The following is a 21,319-nucleotide window of genomic DNA, read 5'->3' as shown; positions in this document are numbered from 1 at the left end:
TTGATCGGCGCGTTGACCCAGCGCAGATCGTCCACGACACCGCGGGCCGCGATCAGACCCTGGCCGGTGTGCCAAATCTCGTCGTTGACGACGAAGACCCGGTTGTCGCGGGTCGCCCCCAGCCGCCGCCACGGGTCGCTGTCCAGGACACGCGGGGCGCCCTCCGCGACCGCCTGCGACGTGCAGGACACATAGATGATGTCGGCGTCGGCGGCCGACAGGTCGGGGTTGCGGGCGAGATCGGCATCGGTGATGCCGATCTCGATATACGGCTTGTCGGTGAATCGCTGCGACAAAGGCCGGTCCACCCCGACGGCGCTCAGCACGCTGGCCGGGAAATTCGCGGCCCCGTAGATCCGCAGGGTCCCACCCGTCAGCTGCACGATCGACGCCTGGAAGTGGGCCGCGTCGTGCTTGGCGCCGATCTGCGCCGCCCGCTCGGCGAACCCGCTGAGCAGGCCCTCGACGGCACCGCCACGCGCCACGGCGCCCCCGATCGCGCGCAGATTGTCCTGCCAGGCGGCGCCCGGCGCGCCGGTGAACACCGTCGGGGCGATCCCGGCCAGCTGCGGATACAGCTTGGGCGTCGAGGCAGAACCCAGGATCAGATCGGGATGCGCCGCCTCGATCGCGCCCAGGTCGGGAGCGCTGCGGCTGCCCACGCCCGGTATGCCGTGCACCGGTCCGCCCAGGTAAGACGGCTCGGCCGAGGCACCGTCGGGCAGCGCGGCGCCGACCACGCGCGACTGCAGCCCCAGCGCGCACAGGGCGTCGAGCTGGTCGCCGGAGAGCACCACGATCCGCTTGGGGTCCGTCGGGACCTGAACCACGTCGGGAACGATTCCCGCCGCGTTGTGCGCCGGCCGGTTCGGCGGCCCGGGGTCGGGGGCGGCGGCGTCCTTCGCGCACGAGTCGTCGGCGCGCCGATCGTTGCCCAGCACTCCGGCACCCGCGATCTGCGTCGTCGGGGTGGGCACCGAGCGCGACGACCGCGTCGGCTGGTGGGATCCGCAGGCGCTGCACGTCAGCATCGCCGCTGCTGCCAAGGCGGTCAGACCGAGTCGCATCCCGCCGAGAAGCACGCGTTCGACGGTAACATCCGCCCTGCTCGGACCCGCCCGGCGAAACGGCGGGAAGGGAAATACGACAGTTTGTAGGACTCGGCCCTTCCTCAGACCTGATCGAGGGCTAAGATTCTGGGCAGTATTGGTTTCTGGGCCCCTGTCCGATGCCGGATGTTTGGAGGAGCTGTTGACAGCCGAAGCGCCCCCCCGGGGGGAACTCGAGGCAGTACGCCCGTACCCAGCCCGTATGGGCCTCAAAGGGACCCTGGTCTACAGGCTGATCACCACCACCGATCACAAGATGATCGGCATCATGTACTGCGTCGCGTGCATGATGTTCTTCTTCATCGGTGGGCTCTTGGCGCTGTTGATGCGCACCGAATTGGCTGCTCCCGGACTGCAGTTCCTGTCGAATGAGCAGTTCAATCAGCTGTTCACCATGCACGGCACGATCATGCTGCTGTTCTACGCCACCCCGATCGTGTTCGGCTTCGCCAACCTGGTGCTGCCGCTGCAGATCGGCGCGCCCGACGTGGCGTTCCCGCGACTGAACGCCTTCTCGTTCTGGCTGTTCCTGTTCGGCGCCCTCATGGGGGCGGCCGGCTTCATCACGCCGGGCGGGGCCGCCGACTTCGGCTGGACCGCCTACACCCCGCTGACCGACGCCATCCATTCGCCCGGCGCGGGCGGCGACCTGTGGATCATGGGCCTGATCGTCGCCGGTCTGGGCACCATCCTCGGCGCCGTCAACATGATCACCACCGTGGTCTGCATGCGCGCGCCCGGCATGACGATGTTCCGGATGCCGATCTTCACCTGGAACATCCTGGTGACGTCGATCCTGGTGCTGATCGCGTTCCCGCTGCTGACCGCCGCCCTGTTCGGGCTGGCCGCCGACCGCCACCTGGGCGCGCACGTCTACGACCCGGCCAACGGCGGAGTGCTGTTGTGGCAGCACCTGTTCTGGTTCTTCGGTCACCCCGAGGTGTACATCATCGCGCTGCCGTTCTTCGGGATCGTGTCCGAGATCTTCCCGGTGTTCTCGCGCAAGCCGATCTTCGGCTACACCACGCTGGTCTACGCGACGCTGTCGATCGCGGCATTGTCGGTCGCGGTGTGGGCGCACCACATGTTCGCCACGGGCGCCATCCTGCTGCCGTTCTTCTCGTTCATGACGTACCTGATCGCGGTGCCCACGGGCATCAAGTTCTTCAACTGGATCGGGACGATGTGGAAGGGGCAGTTGACATTCGAGACGCCGATGCTCTTCTCCCTCGGCTTCGTCGTCACCTTCCTGCTGGGCGGCCTGACCGGCGTGCTGCTGGCCAGCCCGCCGCTGGACTTCCACGTGACCGACACGTACTTCGTGGTCGCGCACTTCCACTACGTGTTGTTCGGCACCATCGTGTTCGCCACCTTCGCGGGCCTCTACTTCTGGTTCCCGAAGATGACCGGGCGGCTGCTCGACGAGCGGCTGGGCAAGCTGCACTTCTGGTTGACGTTCATCGGCTTCCACACCACGTTCCTGGTGCAGCACTGGGTCGGTGACCTGGGCATGCCGCGGCGCTACGCGGACTACCTGGCCAGCGACGGGTTCCAGCCCTACAACGTCGTCTCGACCGTCGGGGCGTTCATCCTGGGCGCGTCGATGCTGCCGTTCGTGTGGAACGTCTTCAAGAGCTGGCGCTACGGCGAGGTCGTCACCGTCGACGACCCGTGGGGCTACGGCAACTCGCTGGAGTGGGCCACCAGTTGCCCGCCGCCGCGGCACAACTTCACCGAGCTGCCCCGGATTCGTTCGGAGCGTCCGGCGTTCGAGTTGCACTACCCGCACATGACGGAACGCCTCCGCGCCGAGGCGCACGTGGGACGCCACGCCACAGCCCTCGAGTCACCGAAGGGATTCGGGCCGCGGACCGAAGCGGATCGCTCGACTAGTGATCAGTAGCGGCGGCTGCCGCAGGTGAACTCGCCACCTAAGGTGTCGGTGCTGATCACCGTCACCGGTGTGGATCAGCCAGGCGTGACTTCGGCGCTCTTCGAGGTGCTTTCGCGGCACAAGGTCGAGCTGCTCAACGTCGAACAGGTGGTGATTCGGGGCCGTCTGACGCTGGGCGTGCTGGTGTCGGTGGCGCCGGAGGTTGCCGACGGCAGCGCCCTGCGCACCGAAGTCGAGGCCGCGATCCACGGGGTCGGACTCGACGTCACGATCGAGCGCAGCGACGACCTGCCGATCATCCGGGAGCCGTCGACCCACACGATCATGGTGCTGGGCCGCCCGATCACCGCCGAGGCCTTCGCCGCGCTGGCCCGCGAGGTGGCGTCGCTGGGCGTCAACATCGACCTCATCCGCGGCGTCTCCGACTACCCCGTCACCGGGCTGGAGCTGCGCGTCTCGGTGCCGCCGGGGGTCGGTGGCCAGCTGCAGACCGCGTTGACGGCTGTCGCCGCCGCCGAGCAGGTCGATGTGGCGCTCGAGGAGTACGGCCTGGCGCGGCGCGCCAAGCGGCTGATCGTGTTCGACGTCGACTCGACGCTGGTTCAGGGCGAGGTCATCGAGATGCTGGCCGCCCGTGCCGGCGCTCAGGGTCAGGTCGCGGCGATCACCGAGGCCGCGATGCGCGGTGAGCTGGATTTCGCCGAGTCCCTCGTGCAGCGCGTAGCCACGCTGGCGGGCCTGCCGGCCAGCGTGCTCGACGAGGTCGCCGAGCAGCTCGAGTTGATGCCCGGCGCCCGCACGACGCTGCGCACATTGCGTCGCCTGGGCTATCACTGTGGCGTGGTGTCCGGCGGCTTCCGGCGGGTCATCGACCCACTGGCCCACGAGCTGATGCTGGACTTCGTCGCGGCCAACGAGCTGGAGATCGTCGACGGCGTGCTGACGGGTCGGGTCGTCGGCACGATCATCGACCGGGCCGGTAAGGCCAAGGCGCTGCGGGACTTCGCCGACCAGGTCGGGGTGTCGATGGAGCAGACCGTCGCGGTCGGTGACGGCGCCAACGACATCGACATGCTGGCCGCCGCGGGGCTGGGAGTGGCGTTCAATGCCAAGCCCGCGCTGCGGGCGGTGGCCGACGCGTCGCTGAGCCATCCGTACCTGGACACCGTGCTGTTTCTGCTGGGCGTGACCCGCGGCGAGATCGAAGCCGCCGACGCCGTCGACGGCGTGGTCCGCCGCGTCGATATCCCGCCGGAGTAGGGGGCCTGCCCTGGCGTCGCCCTGCGGCGAGCGGCGCCGCCCGGCGGCGAGGGGCCTCAAATTTGCGGCTAAGACGGTGAGCGGCCTCAAATGTGCGGCCACGGGGCGAAATTCCGTGAATTTGGGGACGCTCGCGGGGCGCTGCGCGCCGCCCGGCGGCGAGGGGCCTCGAATTTGCGGCGGTCCCGCCCCGTGCCCAGATTCCGCGAATTTGGGGACGCTCGCGGGGGCACTCGCGAGTGCACACTCGCGGGGGGTGTGCCCGGCTGCTCGCGGGCCATGCGGCACGATGATCGGGTGCCCGAAACCGGCCCTGAAACCGCCGACCCCGATCTGCTGATCGACTTCAGAGGCGTCACCCTGCGACGGCAAGGCCGCACACTGGTCGGACCCGTCGACTGGGCCGTCGAACTCGACGAACGCTGGGTGATCATCGGCCCCAACGGCGCAGGCAAGACGTCGCTGCTGCGCATTGCCGCCGCCACCGAGCACCCGTCGTCGGGCGTGGCGTACGTGCTCGGCGAGCGGCTCGGCCGCGTCGACGTGTCCGAGCTGCGCGCGCGGATCGGGCTGAGTTCGTCGGCGCTGGCGCAGCGCATTCCCAGCGACGAGGTGGTGCGCGACCTGGTGGTCTCGGCGGGCTACGCGGTCCTGGGCCGCTGGCGTGAGCGCTACGACGAGGTCGACTACCGCCGCGCCGTCGACATGCTGGAAAGCCTGGGCGCCGAGCATCTGGCCGATCGCACGTACGGGACGCTGTCGGAAGGCGAACGCAAGCGCGTGCTGATCGCCCGCGCGCTGATGACAGACCCGGAGCTACTGCTGCTCGACGAGCCCGCCGCCGGCCTGGACCTCGGCGGCCGCGAGGAGCTGGTGGCGCGCCTGACCGACCTGGCCGCCGACCCCGACGCGCCGGCGCTGGTGCTGGTCACCCACCACGTGGAGGAGGTGCCGCCGGGCTTCAGCCACTGCATGCTGCTGTCGGAGGCCGAGGTGGTTGCCGCGGGCCTGCTGTCCGACGTGCTGACCGCCGAAAACCTGTCCACCGCGTTCGGCCAGTCGATCGCGCTGGACGTCGTCGACGGGCGCTATTTCGCCAGGCGGGTCCGCACCCGCGCAGCCCACCGGAGACAGCTATGACCGACGCCCAAGAGCCCCTGCCGACCAGGCCCGCTGCGACCGTGATGCTGGTCCGCGACACCTCGCAGGGCATCGGCGTCTTCCTGATGCGCCGGCACTCGAAGATGGAGTTCGCACCCGGCACGATGGTGTTTCCCGGCGGCGGCGTCGACGACCGCGACCGCAACGCCGAGATCGCCTGGGCCGGTCCGCCGCCGGAGTGGTGGGCGCAGCGGTTCGGCATCGAACCCGACCTGGCCGAGGCGCTGGTGTGCGCGGCCGCGCGGGAGACGTTCGAGGAGTCCGGCGTGCTGTTCGCCGGACCGGCCGACAGCCCCGACGGCCCCGACAGCATCGTCAAAGACGCCTCCGTCTACGCCGACGCCCGCCGCGCCCTGGACGACCGGACGCTGTCGTTTGCGGACTTCCTGCGCACCGAAAACCTGGTGTTGCGTTCGGATCTGCTGCGGCCGTGGGCCAACTGGGTCACCCCGGAGGCCGAGCGCACCCGCCGCTACGACACCTACTTCTTCGTCGCGGCCCTGCCCGAGGGCCAGCGCGCCGACGGCGAGAACACCGAATCCGACCGGTCCGGCTGGGCGTTGCCGCAGGACGCCATCGACGACTTCGAGGCCGGCCGCAACGTCCTGCTGCCGCCGACGTGGACCCAGCTGGATTCGTTGGCCGGGCGCACCGTCGCCGACGTGCTGGCCGTCGAACGCCAGATCGTGACCGTGCAGCCGCTGCTCGAGAAGCGGGGCGACAACTGGGTTTTCGAGTTCTTCGACTCCGACCGCTACCACGAGGCGCGCAAGAAGGGCGGCGCCATGGGCTGGCCTCTGTGACCGACGCGAGCGAGTTCGTCAGCGTCATGGTCAGCGACGGCTCCCAGGACGCCGGCCTGGCCATGTTGCTCATCACACGACCGCCGACGAACGCGATGACGCGCCAGGTCTACCGCGAGATCGCCGTCGCCGCCGAGGAGCTGGGTCGGCGCGACGACGTCGCCGCGGTGATCCTGTTCGGCGGCCACGACATCTTCTCCGCCGGCGACGACATGGCCGAACTGCGCACGCTGAGCCCGTCGGAGGCGCAGGCGGCCGACGGCGTCCGGCGGGCGGCCATGCACGCCGTCGCGGCCATCCCGAAACCGACCGTCGCCGCGATCACCGGATACGCGCTGGGGGCGGGCCTCACGCTGGCGCTGGCCGCCGACTGGCGGGTCAGCGGCGACAACGTGAAGTTCGGCGCCACCGAGATCCTGGCCGGCCTGGTCCCCGGCGGCGACGGCATGGCCCGCCTGACGCGCGCCACGGGCGCCAGCCGGGCCAAGGAGCTGGTGTTCAGCGGGCGCTTCTTCGATGCCAGGGAGGCGCTGGCGCTGGGCCTCATCGACGAGATGGTGGCCCCCGACGACGTGTACGACGGCGCCGCCGCGTGGGCGCGGCGCTTCCTGGTCGGGCCGCCGGCGGCGCTGGCCGCCGCGAAGGCCGCCATCAACGCGGTTTCGGAGGACTCCTTCGGGCTGGCCCCCGCCGAGCGCCTGGCGGCCGATCGGCGCCGCTACGCCGAGGTGTTCGCCGCTGGTCAGGACGCTGCCGAAGCGAGCGATCCGGCCGGCCGTTAGGCTGCCCTGCATGACGAGGAGTTCCAAGATCCCCGCTGACCCAACGCCCAACCCGCACGCCACCGCCGAACAGGTGGCCGCGGCGCGTGAGGACAGCAAACTCGCCCAGGTCCTCTACCACGACTGGGAAGCCGAGAGCTACGACGAGAAGTGGTCCATCTCGTATGACCAGCGGTGTGTCGAGTACGCGCGGCACTGCTTCGACGAAGTCGTGCCCGACGATGTGCAGCGCGAGCTGCCCTACGACCGCGCCCTGGAGCTGGGCTGCGGCAGTGGCTTCTTTCTGCTGAACCTGATCCAGGCCGGGGTCGCGCGGCGCGGGTCGGCCACGGACCTGTCGCCCGGCATGGTCAAGGTCGCCACCCGCAACGGGCAGTCCCTGGGGCTGGACATCGACGGCCGGGTTGCCGACGCCGAGGGCATCCCGTACGACGACAACACCTTCGACCTGGTCGTGGGACACGCCGTGCTGCACCACATTCCCGACGTCGAGCTGTCGTTGCGCGAGGTGCTGCGGGTGCTCAAGCCCGGCGGCCGGTTCGTCTTCGCGGGCGAGCCCACCAACGTCGGCAATTTCTACGCCCGCGGGCTCGCGGACCTGACGTGGAATGTCACCATCCGCGCGGTGAAGCTGCCCGGGCTGGGCGGCTGGCGCCGCCCGCAGGCCGAGATCGACGAGAACTCGCGCGCCGCCGCCCTGGAGTGGGTCGTCGACCTGCACACCTTCGATCCGGCGGACCTGGAGCGGATGGCCACCAACGCCGGTGCCACGCAGGTCCAGACGGCCACCGAGGAGTTCACCGCCGCGATGCTCGGCTGGCCCTTGCGCACCTTCGAGGCGACGGTGCCGCCGGGCAAGCTGGGCTGGGGCTGGGCGAGGTTCGCTTTCACCGGCTGGAAGACGCTGAGCTGGGTGGACGCCAACATCTGGCGGCGCGTGGTGCCCAAGGGCTGGTACTACAACGTGATGATCACCGGGGTCAAGCCGTCCTGATCCGTTGCAAGGGCTGAGGTTCAGCACCGACGACGTCTACTTCCTGCGCTCGGAAACGGGCGCCGCGGCACTGGCAGCGGTCGCCGAGTTCCCGCTGACCGACGCCACCCGGATTGCCGATACCGCCGCCGTGCGGTCCCGCTTCGGCGACCGGGCGCCGGTCCTGGTGGAGTCGACGCTGCTGCGCCGCCGGGCCGCGGCCAAGGAGCTGTCCACGGATTGGCTCTACACCGACGAGGCGCTGCAGCAAGCCACCGCCGCACCCGTGGCTCGGCACCGGGCGGCGCGGCTGGCCCGAATCGGCGGCGCGGTGCACGACGCGACCTGTTCCGTCGGCACCGAACTCGCCGCGCTGCGCGACGCGGGGATCCGCGCGGTGGGCAGCGACATCGACCCCGTCCGGCTGGCGATGGCGCGCCACAACCTGGGTCCCGACGCTGTGCTCTGCCGCGCCGACGCGCTGCGCCCGGTCACCCGGGGCGCGGTCGTCGTCGTCGACCCGGGGCGTCGCACCGGGGGACGGCGCCGTTTCAGCCCGGACGACTATCAACCCGCGCTGGGGCCGCTGCTGGACACCTATCGCGACCGAGACCTCGTCGTAAAGTGTGCTCCCGGAATCGATTTCGAATATCTCGCGCGGCAGGGCTTCGACGGCGAGATCGAGCTGACGTCCTACCGCGGCTCGGTGCGGGAGGCGTGCCTGTGGTCGGCCGGGCTGGCCGGGGCGCGGGTGCGCCGGCGGGCCAGCGTGCTCGACACGGGCGAGCAGCTCACCGACGCCGAGCCCGACGACTGCGCGGTGCGGCCCGTCGGGCGATGGATCGTCGACCCGGACGGCGCGGTGGTCCGCGCCGGGCTGGTCCGGCACTACGGCGCGCGGCACGGACTGTGGCAGCTCGACCCCGACATCGCGTACCTGTCGGGGGATCGGTTGCCGGACGGGGTGCGGGGGTTCGAGGTGCTCGAGCAGTTGGCGTTCGACGAGCGGCGGTTGCGCCAGTCGCTGGCGGCGCGGGACTGCGGCGCGCTCGAAATCCTGGTCCGCGGTGTCCAGGTGGATCCGGATGCGCTGCGACGGCGGTTACGGCTGCGCGGCGACCGTGCCCTGTCGGCGGTGATCACTCGCATCGGATCGGGCACCGCGAGTCATGCGACGGTCTTCGTTTGTTCCCCGTCGCGGTAGCGTCGGTAAGCTGGCGGCGATCCCAGGCGCCCCTTGAGTCTTTGAGGACAACTCGACGATGCGTTACCTGATAGCGGCCGCGCTGCTGGCTTGCACGGCTCTGGTCGGCTGGCCGGCGGCCGCCGAGCCGCCGTCGTGCGCCGGCCTGGGCGGCGTCGTCGAGGCCAACCAGACCTGCCGGCTGCATGGCTCCGGGCCGACGTACACGCTGAGCTTGGCGTTCCCCGTCGACTACCCCGACCCGGCGCTGATCGAGTACATCGCCCAGAATCGCGACGGGTTCGTCAACGTTGCGGAGGGATCCGGCGCGCGCGACCACCCCTACCAGATGGACGCCACCAGCGAGGTGCACAGCGCCGGGCAACCGCCGCACAACACCCGCAGCGTGGTGCTCAAGTTCTTCCAGGACCTCGGCGGGTCCCGCCCATCCACCTGGTACAAGGCGTTCAACTACAACCTCGGCACCAGGCAGCCCATCACGTTCGACAGCCTGTTCGCGCCCGGGACGAACGCGTTGGACACCATCTTCCCGATCGTGCAGCGCGAGCTCGCGCATCAGAACGCGCTGGGTGCCGCGATCTTGCCGTCGTCCGGCCTGGACTCCGCGCACTACCAGAACTTCGCGATCACCGACGACACGCTGATCTTCTACTTCACGCCGGGCGAGCTGTTGCCGGCGTTCGCCGGCGCGACGCAGGCCCAGGTGCCGCGCAGTTCCATCCCGCCGCTGGCGCTTTAACCCGGCACGAAGCTGTACACCTGGCCGTCGCTGGTCGTCGTTACTACCCGGCGGTCGTTGGCCACCGAGACGCCCAACGGATATCCGGTGGCCGCCGGCAAGGGATAGCTGTTGATGGTGTGCCCGTTGGCCGGATCGAACACCAGCAGCGACATCCCGGGCGCGTCGTCGTGGCGCGGGCCGCTGACGACGGCGTAGCCGGCGCCGCCGCCGGCCAGGCTCGATGTCGACAGCGGGCCGACGTCGTCGCGGTGCCAGGCCGCATCGGCGTGGTCACCGGCGTCGCGGAACGCCACCAGCTTCGCGTCGGGGCCGCCGCCGGACACAATCAGGCCCTGCGGTGTGACCGCGGGCGGCGTCTGCGCCAAGAACCCCAGCGGCACCGACCATTTCGTCTTGCCATCGCCGGCGTGGAACGCCCACAGCCGTTGGTCACGGCCGTTGACGTAGACGGTCGACCCGTCGGCCGACAGCACCGGGCTGGCCAGCACCCCGTCCTTGACGGCGTCGGTGGACCACTCGCGGGTGAGCATCGGCGCCTGCCCCGCGTGGTACTTCAGCCCGACCAGCACCGCGGCCGCAGCGCCCGGCTGCCAGATGCTCAGCACCACCGTCGAGCTCGCCGGTGAGAAGGCCGGCGCGGCCGCGACGGGGCAGCCGGCCTTGGCCGGCACGCAGTCGGCCAGCCCGCGCGTCGCGTCCTTGGGGTCCACGCCCTCCACCAGATCCACCGGGGCGCCGTCGACCTCGCCGCGGTGTGAGTCGAACACCAGCACCTGTCCCAGGTGCGTCGTGACCAGCAGCCGCCCGCCGCCCAGGAACCTCGGGGTGGTCGGCATCCCGATCACGGGCTTGCGCCAGCGCGTCCACTGCGTCGGCGGAAACGAGTCGATCGCGCCCGGCTGGCCGACGTAGAGGTTGTCGAAGCCGTCGAACAGCGGTCCGCCGACGCCGCCGCCCTGGATCAGCCGCACGCACCAACGTTGCCGGCCGTTGGCGTTGTTCTCCCATTCCATCAGCGAACATCCGGCGGGGGTCTGCGCGTTGAGCGCAAGGTATCCGCGGGTGCCCAGCGCCGGGCCCGCGGCCAGGCTGCCCTTGACCGAGCGCGTCCACCGCAGGGCCAGCTTGGTGGCGCCGCTCGTCGCGGTGTAGCTGCTGTTGGCGGCGTCGCCGTACTGCGCGGGCCAGCCCAGGGCGGGGGCCGCGTCCACCCACGTGTCGGTGTTGCCGCATCCGCTGAGCGCCACCACCAGCACAGCCACGAAACCGGCCGTCAGCAGACGTCGCGCAAGCACCTGGTGAGGGTAACCCGTGGCCGTCCGACTGCCCCGGATTGCGTCGTCGCGCGGCCCGCCGACTAGGCTTTGCGCCCATGACGAGCATGTGGGGCGCACCGCTTCACCGCCGCTGGTACGGGCAGCGGCTGCGCGACCCGCGGCAGGCCAAGTTCCTGACCCTGGCCTCGCTGAAGTGGGTGCTGCGCAACCGCGCATACACGCCCTGGTACCTGGTGCGTTACTACCGGCTGCTGCGGTTCAAGCTGGCCAACCCGCACGTGATCACCCGCGGGATGGTGTTCCTCGGCAAGAACGTGGAGATCCACTGCACGCCCGAATTGGCGCAGCTGGAGATCGGCCGCTGGGTGCACATCGGCGACAAGAACACCATTCGCGCGCACGAGGGCTCGCTGCGGTTCGGCGACAAGGTGGTGCTCGGCCGCGACAACGTCATCAACTGCTACCTCGACGTCGAGCTCGGCGATTCGGCGCTGATGGCCGACTGGGTCTATCTCTGTGACTTCGACCACCGGATGGACGACATCAACATCCCGATCAAGGACCAGGGCATCGTCAAGTCGCCGGTGCGGATCGGGCCGGACACCTGGATCGCGACCAAGGTGACGATCCTGCGGGGCACCTCCGTCGGACGGGGCTGCGTGCTGGGCTCGCACGCGGTGGTGCGCGGCGTCATCCCCGACTATTCGATCGCCGTCGGCGCACCGGCCAAGGTGGTCAAGAACCGCAAGCTGTCCTGGGAGAGCTCGGCCGCCCAGCGCGCGGAACTGGCCGCCGCGCTGGCCGACATCGAGCGCAAGAAGGCGTCGCACTAGACACCTCGATGGCGGCGACCCGCTGCGCCCGACTCCGTAGCGCTGGCGATCGCCGCTAAGACGGCTGATCGTCGACCTGGAAGTCGAAGCTGACGTCGCCGGCGTCGACGCTGGTGACGTTCACCGAAACGCCCCAGGTCTTGCCGCCGTCCTTGAGCTGGCAGCGCAGGTTCGCGCCGACCACGCCCTTCAAGTTGTCTGGGCACGTCACCGAATCCGGCTTGTTCCCGGTCTGCTCAGCAAGTTTGCGGCTGATGATGCTGGCGACCTTGTCCTTGTCGACCGTCTCCACCATGTCGAACTTGACGTTGCCGCCGTCGACGCTGGTCACCGTCACATTGACGTTGTAGCTGGTGTCCTTGACCTTCATGTCGCAATTGAGCTGCGCCCCGACCTTGGCCGGCAGGTCGCCGGGGCAGGACACCGAATCGGGCTTGTTGCCCGCGGCGTCGGTCATCTTCGAGGTGATCTGGCTCTCGACGTCGCTCCTGCCGACGGCATGCGACGACGAGCCGACCGAAAACGAGCAGCCGGCCAACAGCCCGGCGGCGGCACCCGAGGCCAACAACGTCGAAACGATCCGGTAAACCCCCGACAAAGCCATAGCGCCTCCCGAGGCAGCAGCTGGTCCACGACAACGGTCGCAGAGATATTTGCACGCCCGTCAGTCCCGGGTAGGCGAATTCAGATATTCAGCCCAGGTTCTGGTAGCGGCGCAGCGCTTCGGCGCGCTCGGCACGGTGGTCGACGATCGGCGGCGGATAGCCCTGCGGCTCTTCGGCATCCAGCTCGGGCACCCAACGCCGGACGTAATCGCCTGAGGGATCGAACTTTTCGCCCTGCGTGGTGGGGTTGAACACTCGGAAGTACGGCGCCGCGTCCGTGCCGCACCCCGCGCACCACTGCCAGCCGTGCTGGTTGTTGGCCATGTCGCCGTCGGTGAGCTGGTCCAGGAACCACCCGGCGCCCCACTGCCACGGCAGATGCAGGTCCTTGACCAAGAACGACGCGACGATCATCCGTACCCGGTTGTGCATGAAGCCGGTGGCGCTCAGCTCCCGCATCCCGGCATCGACGATCGGGAACCCGGTCTGACCGGCCTTCCACGCCTCGAAGCGCCGCTTCGCCTGCGCGTCGGTGTCGGTCTGGATGTCGTCGAAGTCGCTGTTCCAGTTGTGCCAGCCACTGTCCGGCCAGTGGTGCAGCACCGCGGCGTAGAAATCGCGAAATGCCAACTCGCGCAGGTATGTTTCCGCGCCGGTGCGGCGCAGGTCCAGGTCGGCGACCATGCTCCGGGGGTGGATGGTGCCGAACTTCAGGTGCGCCGACATGCCGCTGGTCCCGCCGAGGTCAGGGCGGTTGCGGTCGTCGGCGTAGCGGTCCAGCCCGTCGGCGACGAACCCCGCCCACTGCGCGCGCGCCGCCCGCTCGCCGGCCTCGATCGCGAGCGTGGCTCCGGGATCAGGGATTTCGCACTGTTCGGCGCCGGACTCGGCCGGGTCGACCCAGCGCGCGGAGCCGGAGTGCGCCGGCTTTCGCCACCCAATGTCGCGCCATGCGCGGAAGAACGGCGTGAACACCTTGTAGGGCGTGCCGTCGCCCTTGCAGACGCGCCCCGGAGAGAGCAGGTACGCCGACCCCGTCGCCACCAGCGGGACCGGGCACAGTGCGGCCCGCACCCGCTCGTCGCGGCGCCGCCCGAACGGCGCGAAATCCTCCGATATGTGCACAGCCGACGCGTCGATCTGATTGGCAATGGCGGGAATTCGCTCCTCGGGCCGTCCGCTGACCACCAACAGCCGGCCGTCCAGCTCGTCGCGCAACTGCCGCAGCGAGTCGCCCAGATACTGCACGCGCCGCTGGCCGGACGATGCCAGCAGTCGCGGGTCGAGCACGAAGCAGGCGAGCACGTCCGTGTCGTCCGCAGCGGCGGCCGCCAGGGCGGGGTGGTCGCGCAGCCGAAGGTCGCGGCGGAACCACAGCAGGGTGGGCATTACCGATTGAGGCGCCAGATGTGGGTGGACAGCACGGTGGCGAAGGCGCACCACAGCGGGTACGGCGCCAGCGCGGCACCGGCGCGTGGGTTGGCGTCGGCGGCCCGCCGGGCCAGGTCAGCGCTGCTGACGGTGAGCGCCGCCGCGCCCAGCGCCGACGCGCCGAGCTTGTGGTAGCGGAAGAACAGCCAACTCCATCCCGCGTTGAGCGCCAGGTTGGTGCCCAGCGCGGCGATGTAGCCGCGCGCCTTGTCGTCGAGGCCGGCCGCCCGGAACCCGTCGATGGCCTCCGCGGACGTGGCCGCGATGTCGCCGTACAGGGCGGTCCAAACGACGGGAAACGCGACGCTCGGTGGCTGGTAGAACGGTTTTCGGACGCGTGCGTACCAGGTGGCGTCACGACGCGGGCTGGCGATGCTGCCGCTAACGGCCGCCGCGGCGGCGGCCAGTGTTGTGACGGCCAGTGTCGACTTCTTCATCGGGGCCTCCGTTGGCGCGTACTTGGGCCAGATCCGCTTTGGACTCAACGGATTTGGCCGGGGCGGGCGGGCGGGGGCTGTTCGGCCACCAAATTCGGTCGCCGATCAGCGCGAACAGCGCGGGTATCACCAGCGTACGCACGACGAAGGTATCGAGCAGAATCCCGAGACCGACGATGATGCCCAGCTGGGTCATCACGATCAGCGGCAACACCCCGAGGACGCAGAACACCGCGGCCAACACGATTCCCGCACTTGTGATTACGCCGCCGGTGGCCGAGACGGCGCGGATCATGCCGTCCCGGGCGCCGTGCTCCGGGGCCTCCTCGCGGGCACGCGTCACCAAGAAGATGGTGTAGTCCACCCCGAGGGCGGCCAGGAACAGGAATGCGAACAGCGGCGTGCTCTGGTCCAGGGCCGGGAAGCCGAAGACGTGCAGGCTGGCCCAGGCGCCCAGCCCGAGCGCGGCCAGCGCGCCCAGGATGGTTGCCGCCAGCAGCGTCGGCGGGGCCAGCGCGGACCGCAGCAGGACGCACAGGACAACCAGGATGACGGCCAGGATCGCCGGGATCAGCAGCATCCGGTCGTGGTGCGCGCCGTCGCGGACGTCCAGTGCGAGCGCGTCGGGTCCGCCTACCAGCGCGTCAGGAGAGGCGGCTTTCGTGGAATTGCGCAGCCTCGCAACGGTTTTGAAGGCCTTTTCCGACGACGGCGGCGCGTCGAAGACCACCGACCACTTGGTCAGCCCGGACGCCGACTGGCCGGTTTGGGGAGCCAGGACGACGCCGGGGGTGGCGTCGATGGCCGCCTGCACCTGCGGTGCGCGCGCGGTGGCGGCGACGACCACCGTCGGGTTCGTCAAACCTGCCGGGAAGTGCTTGGCGACGACGTCGAATCCGGTTACCGAGTCCGCTTCGACCCGGAATTGCTCCGTGCGCGTCAGCCCGATCTTGGTGCCCACGAGGCCGGTGGCCAGTGTTCCCAGCAGCACGACGGCGAGCACCGCGACCAGGGCGGGGCGCCGTGCCACCCGTTCGGCGATGCGGTGCCAGGGCCCCGACTCCGCGGCGTCGGAGGCGTCGCTGTCGGCGCCGTCGGCGCGCGGGATCAGCGGCCAGAACAGCCGACGCCCGAACGGCGCCAACGCCGTCGGCAGCACCACCAGCACCGACAGCGCCGCGACCAGCAGCCCGCACGCGGCCAGGGCGCCCAGGCTGCGGGTGCTGGGACTGGCGGCCAGGATCAGGGTGAGCAGTGCCAGCACCACGGTCGCGTTGCTGGCCAGGATCGCCGGCCCGGCCATGCGCACTGCGCGGCGCAGGGCGACGCGGTGGTCGGCGAATCGCCGGAGCTCTTGGCGGTAGCGCGAAATCAACAGCAGCGCATAGTTGGTGCCCGCGCCGAACACCAGCACGCTGGTGATCCCGGAGGTGGCGCCGTCGAAGCTCAACCCGGTTGCCGACGCCACCGCGGTGCCCACCGACGCGGCGGTGCGGTCGGCGAGCGCGATCACCAGCAGCGGCACCAGCCATAGCACCGGCGACCGGTAGGTCGCGATCAGCAGCAGTGCCACCACCGAGGCCGTCACCGCGAGCAGGGTGATGTCGGCGTGGGCGAACGCGTTGGCCATGTCGGCGCCGAACGCCGGGCCGCCGGTGACGTGGGCATCAAGGCCGGGTGGCATGCCCCGCTGCGCGGTTTCGCGCAGCGCCAGGACCCGGTTCTTCAGGGCCACCCCCGGCGCGTCGGAAGCGATCATCACCACCCCGATCGCCGCCTTGCCGTCGGCGGACACGACCGGCGGATCCGGGGTGGGCGTGGTCTGCGCGCCCGCCTGCATCCGGCCGCGGGCCTGCTCGACCGCCGCCACGTCGGCGGAGTTCAGTGCGGCGCCGTCGGCGCGGGTGACGACCAGGATCAGCGGAACCCGGTCGCCGTTGGGGAACCCGCGCAGCAGCGTCTCGACTCGGGCGGTCTCCGAGCCGGTCGGCACCTCGGACGGCGGCTGGCCGGCCGCGGCATTGCCGCCGACCAGCACCATGAAGACGACGGCCAGCAGTACGGCGGCACCTCCCAGGATCCAGGAGCGCCGGCCCGTCACGGCCGACGCGAGACCATCCCACACCGGCTAGCTGTCCTTTCTGAGCGCGTCGACCAGCCCTTGGGGATCGTCGACCGTGACGGTCAACGCGGAGTGGTCCTTAAAGCCGAGCACCCGGGGAATGCGTGGCTCGAAGTGGACACAGGCCCCGGCAGTTGCGTTGGTGCCAAACGTAAGTCCGTCGTCGACGAATGACAACCGCGGGCCTACGGCCGTCCACCACCGGTAGGGGCCGGCGACGTGCGCGTCCTGCACCGACGACAGCGGGACGTCGACCTTGAAGGGCCCGTAGCGGGCGACGAAGCGGCCGTCGGCGGTCAGCGTCACGCCTTGGCGGCCCCACCGGAACGGCAGCCACAGGGGCGCGACCCGGGGATCGTAGCGATATGGAAAATGCTGGTCCTGCCTTGGCATCGTCGTGGGCCTCCATTTTCTGCGTTTTAGCTCGATATTCGTTTTTTGTCTTGTTTTGAGCACGTGTGTAGTGGGTATTTTTGCCTCAACGCGATGTTATGTGTGCCCGGAAAAGGTTTGGAGCTCATTCTTCACGGATGCGAGGACGGTGCGGCGCGATGGCAGGCTTGAAGGCAGCCTTCACGGCAGCGAGCCTGCTGGCGGTCGCCTCGGCCGCGTTGGCGGGTTTCGCGCCGCCGGCGTCCGCAGATCCCGGCATCACCGCCTACCCCGGCATGGAGATCCACCAGGGCAACGCGGTGTGCACGCTCGGAATGGTCGAAACCACGCTGCGGATCGCGGTGGCCACCGGGCAGTGTGACGGCGGATCGATCGCGACCGACAAGTACGGCAACGTGCTCGGAGCAGTGGTTTCCGCCCGGCACAACACCGCGGCCCCGGCGGCTGGGGGCGCCGCCGCGCCGGAGTTGCAGTACGAGGTCATCCGGCTGGACGAGGGTGTGACGGCCTCGGACCTGCTGCCCACCGGCCGCCAGCTGCAATCTGCGCCCGGAGTGCTGGCCCAGACGGGAGCGTCGGTGTGCCACTTCGGGATAGCGAGCGGGCAGACCTGCGGCCGTGTCGACTCGGCGGATAACGGCCGATTCGTGATCACCGGCGTGGCCGCGGAGCCGCGGGACGTCGGCGGACCGGTGTACGCCCTGACCGGTGACAACCGCGCCGTGATCGTCGGGTTGTTCGAGGGAGCGACGGGTCCGGCTCCGACGGCGGAGTCCTGGCAGGGCGTCATGCAGCAGCTCTTCCTCGACGGCCGTGCGCCCGGTCAGGGGCCGACATCGCCGCCGATCCGCATCGCCGGCCTGCACACGTATCCCAATTCGTCACCGATTGCCATCCGGAGGGGATAACATGCGCAATTCGACAAGCGTGCGAACCTTGGGCAAGTCGGTCCAGCCCACGTCGGCCGCGGAATTGTTGCGGCAGTTGGGTGTTGCGAATAGCTGCGCCACCCAGCACCGGACGGCAATCACCGAGTGGCTGCAGCACAACACCGCCGGAGTGCAGCTGAGGCTGAGCCTGCGGGCCAACGGCTACGGACTGCTGCTGCCGCGCCCGGAGCGCCACTCCGAGCCGGCTGTGCACCATCCCAAAGCCAGCTAGATCGACCGGGTCGAGCATTACCCTGCTCCCAACCTATTAGTTCATCAACTGAAATGTTCGGTATCTGAACTATAGGTATGCTGGGGCACTGCGGCGCAAGCATCAACTGCACCCATTTCATCGGGCGATGTCGCTTGACTGGACGCGTGGCGGGTACCGCTATGGCTGCCACGGCGCGGAGGGAGAGGCCATGCCGGCACGGATTGTGCCGACCGACGGGACAACTGCTCGGGTCAGGCGCTGATGCTTCATGACGGCTGACCCGGGCGGGATGACCACGCGCAAACGCCGCCACATCGACGTCTGCCGCGCAGACGACGTGAGTTACCAGGACCTGACGACCGGCCTGGAAGGCTACCGGCTGTCCTACAACGCCCTGACCCAGACCAGCCTCGACGATATCGACCTGTCCGTCGAGTTTCTCGGTGCAAGGTTGCGGGCGCCGATTCTCGTCGGCGCCATGACCGGCGGCGCGGTGCTGTCGGGCGTGATCAACCGCAACCTGGCCACCGCCGCGCAGCGCCTCGGCATCGGGATGATGCTCGGCTCGCAACGGGTGATGCTTGACAGCCAACTGGGGGAGCGGGCCGCCGCCAGCTTCACCGTGCGTGACGTGGCGCCCGACGTGTTGTTGTTCGGCAATATCGGACTAGCCCAGCTGACCAAGGACACGGCGCCGGACATAGTCCAAGCGCTGGACCGGATTGGCGCGAACGCCCTTGCAGTGCATACCAATCCATTGCAGGAGGCAATGCAGCGCGGCGGTGATACGGACTTCGGCGGTTCGTTGGACCGGCTGCACGACGTGGCGAGCGTCCTGGAATATCCGATACTGCTGAAGGAGGTAGGCCACGGCATCGGCGCTGCCGCGGTTGGTGAACTGTTGCGGGTATCGGGTGAATCGCCGGTGGCGGCCATCGATGTCGCGGGCGCCGGTGGCACCTCGTGGTCGAGAGTCGAGCAGTTGGTCCGGTACGGAGAAGTGCGCTATCCGGCCTTGGCCGACTGGGGAATACCCACCGCGCAAGCGGTCTTGGAGGTGCGTCGGGCGCTGCCGCACATACCGTTGGTGGCCTCCGGCGGAATTCGAACGGGCATGGACGCCGCCAAAGCGATCGCTCTGGGTGCCGACGTGGTGGCGGTCGCGCAACCGCTGCTGTCCGCCGCGATCGAGTCGGCCGCCGCGGTGACCACGTGGCTGCAGCGATTCATCGACGAGCTGCGCATCTGCCTGCACGGCAGCGGCGCACCGGATCTGCGGGCACTGCACGACTTGGGCGCGACACCGACGCGCTGAGGCACATGGCAGTCATTCTGGCTTACGGGTCGCCGGCGCTGGGCCATGTCTATCCGCTTGGTGCGTTGCTGCGCGAGCTGGTCGGCCGGGGTCACCAGGTTCACTTGCGCACTATGGCCAGCGAGGTCGCCACCATGCGCGGGATCGGCGTGCACGCCGAGGCCGTCGACCCGCGGATCGAGGCTATCGTCGGACAGGATTGGCTGGCGCGCAATGCATTAGATGTCTTGAAGATGTCGATCGACGTGCTGTGCCGCCGCGCGGCTATCGAGGTCGACGATCTGCGGCGCGCCATCACACGGCTGCGGCCCGACGTGGTCATCGTCGACGCCAACTGTTGGGGAGCCATATCCGTCGCCGATGCCAGCGATGTCGCATGGCTGGTGTTTTCTCCCTTTACGCCGTACCTGAGGTCGCGGGCGGCGCCGCCGTTTGGGCCAGGGCTACGCCCACGTGCCGGAGTTGTCGGCGGTGTCCGCGATGCGTCCATGCGGCCCGTGGTGAGCCATCTTTTCGACCGCCGAATAGTGCCACGAATCAACGGTATTCGCGCGGAACTCGACGTCCCGCTCGTTGGCTCCGTGGACGGGCTGATGCGCCGGGCACCGCTGCTGCTGGCGGTCGGCGGTGAGCCGTTCGAATACCCGCATCCGGACTGGGGCGACGCGGTGCAGTTCATCGGTGCGTGCGCATTTGAGCCGACTACGGCGGCAGTCCCCGACTGGCTGGCCGCCATCGATCGACCCATCCTGCTGGTCAACACGTCTTCGATCGCGCAAGCCGATGGCGAGCTGGGCCATGTCGCGTTGCGCGCCTTGGCGGACGAGCCGGTCCATGTCGTGGCCACATTCCCGGCCGGTGTACCGCGCGGGCTGCGCCCGCCGCCCAACGCCACGGTGCGCCGGTTCGTCCCTCATGGTGTGGTGCTCGACCGCGCGACCTGCGTCATCGGCCACGGGGGGATGGGCACCACAGTGAAGGCTCTCGATCGTGGCATCCCGGTGTGCGTGGTGCCTTTCGCCCGCGATCAGGCTGAGGTCGCACGTCGCGTCGAGGTCGCCGGTTGCGGCACCCGGTTGCCCGCGAAGAGGCTCACCGCTGATCGGCTCCGCGTCGCGGTTCAGCGGGCGCTGACGATGGCCGACGGTGCGCGGAAGGTCGCTGCGGGTTTCGCCGCGACGGGCGGCGTGGCCCGTGGCGTCGACCTCATCGAGCAGCGCCTGCTCTCGGCCGACGTTGCCGGTGCCCTGTCCGCTCGGCCGCGACGGGCCTCAAATTGACGGTGTGAGCCGTGAGCGGCCGCAAATTGCAGGCAATTTGGGCCTTTTTCGCAATTTTGGGGCCGCTCGCTCTCGGCGGTCCTGGGCGCAGCGGGTCTCGCCCTAATCGGTCCTAGCAGCGCGACCCGCGACACTTAAAACGGCGGCGACGACCCGCCGGGCGCACCGGTTCAAGTCTCGCGATCGCCACGGCGCGCACTCGCGACGTAGGCCCGCGCGCCCAACAGCCCCCAGGAGATGGCGGCCGCGGCGAAGGCCGCGGTTTGCGCCGCGCCGGTTCGCCCACGCGGAACGAGGACGCCGGTGAGGTAGCGGTCCACAAAGCCAGCCGTCGGCAACGGAGCCATGTTCGCGCGGGCACGCAGCGACCTTTCCAGCGACGTCAACGGGCATGGCAGGTCCAGGCTGACCACGGCGACGCCCCATACGACGGCCGGGATGTGAAGCACTATGGTCCGCGGCCAGCGCAGTGCGAGGAAGCCCCCGCTGGGCACGTAGATGAGGTAAGCGAGGTGAGTGCCAACGGTCACGACTAGGGCGGCGAAATACATGCCG

At 69.6% G+C, this 21,319-nt stretch carries 21 protein-coding genes; 13 read left to right on the top strand and 8 right to left on the bottom strand.

Annotation, left to right across the window (positions count from 1 at the left end):
• The coding region (locus AC5Y5V_RS28475; protein ID WP_499941922.1) for an iron-siderophore ABC transporter substrate-binding protein at positions 1–1,082 on the bottom strand (1,082 nt) is incomplete at its 3' end.
• A gap of 169 nt (positions 1,083–1,251) precedes the next feature.
• On the opposite strand from AC5Y5V_RS28475, the gene ctaD reads away from it, so the two are divergent.
• The 8 genes from ctaD (at position 1,252) to AC5Y5V_RS28435 (ending at position 9,925) form a co-directional block, all read left to right on the top strand.
• Positions 1,252–3,012, top strand: a complete 1,761-nt coding sequence (gene ctaD, locus AC5Y5V_RS28470; RefSeq protein ID WP_499941921.1) for an aa3-type cytochrome oxidase subunit I — start codon at positions 1,252–1,254, stop codon at positions 3,010–3,012.
• Positions 3,013–3,027: 15 nt separating this feature from the next.
• On the top strand, positions 3,028–4,263 hold the full coding sequence (gene serB / locus AC5Y5V_RS28465; protein ID WP_499941918.1) for a phosphoserine phosphatase SerB: 1,236 nt from the start codon (positions 3,028–3,030) through the stop codon (positions 4,261–4,263).
• Between the two features lie 279 nt (positions 4,264–4,542).
• A complete protein-coding gene (locus AC5Y5V_RS28460) occupies positions 4,543–5,403 on the top strand; it encodes an ABC transporter ATP-binding protein (RefSeq protein WP_499941916.1) in 861 nt (286 codons plus the stop codon).
• A complete protein-coding gene (locus tag AC5Y5V_RS28455) occupies positions 5,400–6,227 on the top strand; it encodes an NUDIX hydrolase (RefSeq protein WP_499941914.1) in 828 nt (275 codons plus the stop codon). The genes AC5Y5V_RS28460 and AC5Y5V_RS28455 overlap by 4 nt, the downstream gene beginning before the upstream one ends.
• A complete protein-coding gene (locus AC5Y5V_RS28450) occupies positions 6,224–7,009 on the top strand; it encodes an enoyl-CoA hydratase (protein WP_499941912.1) in 786 nt (261 codons plus the stop codon). Before AC5Y5V_RS28455 ends, AC5Y5V_RS28450 begins: the two co-directional genes overlap by 4 nt.
• A gap of 10 nt (positions 7,010–7,019) precedes the next feature.
• Entirely contained in the window at positions 7,020–8,003 is a 984-nt protein-coding gene (locus tag AC5Y5V_RS28445; protein WP_499941909.1) for a class I SAM-dependent methyltransferase, read from the top strand.
• Positions 8,004–8,016: 13 nt separating this feature from the next.
• Positions 8,017–9,186 (top strand): THUMP-like domain-containing protein, encoded by a 1,170-nt coding sequence (locus AC5Y5V_RS28440; RefSeq protein WP_499941923.1) that lies wholly within the window; start codon positions 8,017–8,019, stop codon positions 9,184–9,186.
• Between the two features lie 58 nt (positions 9,187–9,244).
• A complete protein-coding gene (locus AC5Y5V_RS28435; RefSeq protein WP_499941907.1) occupies positions 9,245–9,925 on the top strand; it encodes an esterase in 681 nt (226 codons plus the stop codon).
• Here the strand turns inward: AC5Y5V_RS28435 and AC5Y5V_RS28430 are convergent.
• Positions 9,922–11,223 carry an outer membrane protein assembly factor BamB family protein gene (locus AC5Y5V_RS28430; RefSeq protein ID WP_499941904.1) on the bottom strand — a complete coding sequence of 434 codons (1,302 nt, stop codon included), beginning with the start codon at positions 11,221–11,223 and terminating at the stop codon, positions 9,922–9,924. The genes AC5Y5V_RS28435 and AC5Y5V_RS28430 overlap by 4 nt on opposite strands.
• Positions 11,224–11,300: 77 nt before the next feature.
• On the opposite strand from AC5Y5V_RS28430, the gene AC5Y5V_RS28425 reads away from it, so the two are divergent.
• Positions 11,301–12,038, top strand: coding sequence for an acyltransferase (locus AC5Y5V_RS28425; RefSeq protein ID WP_499941901.1), 738 nt, complete (start codon positions 11,301–11,303; stop codon positions 12,036–12,038).
• A gap of 55 nt (positions 12,039–12,093) precedes the next feature.
• On the opposite strand, the gene AC5Y5V_RS28420 is transcribed toward AC5Y5V_RS28425, so the two are convergent.
• The 5 genes from AC5Y5V_RS28420 to AC5Y5V_RS28400 all read right to left on the bottom strand — a co-directional run bounded on the left by AC5Y5V_RS28420 (position 12,094) and on the right by AC5Y5V_RS28400 (position 17,026).
• A complete protein-coding gene (locus tag AC5Y5V_RS28420) occupies positions 12,094–12,642 on the bottom strand; it encodes an anti-apoptotic protein (RefSeq protein ID WP_499941899.1) in 549 nt (182 codons plus the stop codon).
• A gap of 88 nt (positions 12,643–12,730) precedes the next feature.
• Positions 12,731–14,032, bottom strand: a complete 1,302-nt coding sequence (locus tag AC5Y5V_RS28415) for a cryptochrome/photolyase family protein (protein ID WP_499941897.1) — start codon at positions 14,030–14,032, stop codon at positions 12,731–12,733.
• On the bottom strand, positions 14,032–14,511 hold the full coding sequence (locus AC5Y5V_RS28410; protein WP_499941895.1) for a TspO/MBR family protein: 480 nt from the start codon (positions 14,509–14,511) through the stop codon (positions 14,032–14,034). The genes AC5Y5V_RS28415 and AC5Y5V_RS28410 overlap by 1 nt, the downstream gene beginning before the upstream one ends.
• The gene (locus tag AC5Y5V_RS28405) at positions 14,456–16,636 is read right to left on the bottom strand and encodes an MMPL family transporter (RefSeq protein ID WP_499941893.1); all 2,181 of its coding nucleotides are present in this window, start codon (positions 16,634–16,636) and stop codon (positions 14,456–14,458) included. Before AC5Y5V_RS28405 ends, AC5Y5V_RS28410 begins: the two co-directional genes overlap by 56 nt.
• Positions 16,637–16,639: 3 nt before the next feature.
• A complete protein-coding gene (locus AC5Y5V_RS28400; RefSeq protein ID WP_499941890.1) occupies positions 16,640–17,026 on the bottom strand; it encodes a hypothetical protein in 387 nt (128 codons plus the stop codon).
• A gap of 158 nt (positions 17,027–17,184) precedes the next feature.
• Here AC5Y5V_RS28400 and AC5Y5V_RS28395 point away from each other — a divergent pair, with 158 nt between their 5' ends.
• From AC5Y5V_RS28395 to AC5Y5V_RS28380, 4 genes are all read left to right on the top strand, one after another.
• Positions 17,185–17,934 carry an Rv1815 family serine proteinase gene (locus tag AC5Y5V_RS28395; protein WP_499941886.1) on the top strand — a complete coding sequence of 250 codons (750 nt, stop codon included), beginning with the start codon at positions 17,185–17,187 and terminating at the stop codon, positions 17,932–17,934.
• A gap of 1 nt (position 17,935) precedes the next feature.
• Positions 17,936–18,187, top strand: coding sequence for a hypothetical protein (locus tag AC5Y5V_RS28390; protein ID WP_499941883.1), 252 nt, complete (start codon positions 17,936–17,938; stop codon positions 18,185–18,187).
• Between the two features lie 250 nt (positions 18,188–18,437).
• Positions 18,438–19,484: a type 2 isopentenyl-diphosphate Delta-isomerase gene (gene fni / locus AC5Y5V_RS28385; RefSeq protein ID WP_499941880.1), complete on the top strand. Its 1,047-nt coding sequence runs from the start codon at positions 18,438–18,440 to the stop codon at positions 19,482–19,484.
• Positions 19,485–19,489: 5 nt separating this feature from the next.
• Complete coding sequence (locus AC5Y5V_RS28380; RefSeq protein ID WP_499941877.1) at positions 19,490–20,764, top strand: glycosyltransferase; 1,275 nt, start codon at positions 19,490–19,492, stop codon at positions 20,762–20,764.
• A gap of 170 nt (positions 20,765–20,934) precedes the next feature.
• Here AC5Y5V_RS28380 and AC5Y5V_RS28375 read toward each other — a convergent pair whose 3' ends face one another.
• Positions 20,935–21,315, bottom strand: coding sequence for a DUF2784 domain-containing protein (locus AC5Y5V_RS28375; protein WP_499941875.1), 381 nt, complete (start codon positions 21,313–21,315; stop codon positions 20,935–20,937).
• Positions 21,316–21,319: the final 4 nt, after the last annotated feature.

The organism is Mycobacterium sp. NGS68 (assembly GCF_059812195.1).
This window is presented reverse-complemented; position numbering and strand designations above follow the sequence as displayed.